Origin of the sequence: Burkholderia sp. AcTa6-5 (assembly GCF_017815075.1) — a bacterium.
Classification (GTDB): domain Bacteria; phylum Pseudomonadota; class Gammaproteobacteria; order Burkholderiales; family Burkholderiaceae; genus Burkholderia; species Burkholderia sola.
In genome coordinates, this window is record NZ_JAGIQE010000089.1 from 1 (window position 1) to 345 (window position 345).

The window sequence follows — 345 nt, forward strand, 5'->3', positions numbered from 1 at the left end:
ATTCGAACCCCTGTACTCACCGTGAAAGGGTGATGTCCTAGGCCTCTAGACGAAGGGGACAACGTACTGCTTACATCCTTAACGAGAAAGCCCGTTCAAAAAAACGCTTTTTGAACGGGCTTCGTTCTGGCGGAGCGGACGGGGCTCGAACCCGCGACCCCCGGCGTGACAGGCCGGTATTCTAACCAACTGAACTACCGCTCCAGCTTTTCTGCACCACCGCCTGCAGGATCTCGTCACGTTCCTGCACGCGTTGCGACACTTCCATGAAACGCCGCTGAATCTGGCGTCCCCTAGGGGATTCGAACCCCTGTACTCACCGTGAAAGGGTGATGTCCTAGGCCT

General features: G+C 56.8%; 1 tRNA gene. It reads right to left on the bottom strand.

Annotated features, from left to right (window positions below):
• Window positions 1-127: 127 nt before the first annotated feature.
• Window positions 128-204: transfer RNA gene (locus tag J8I33_RS34320), tRNA-Asp, on the bottom strand.
• Between the last annotated feature and the right edge of the window lie 141 nt (window positions 205-345).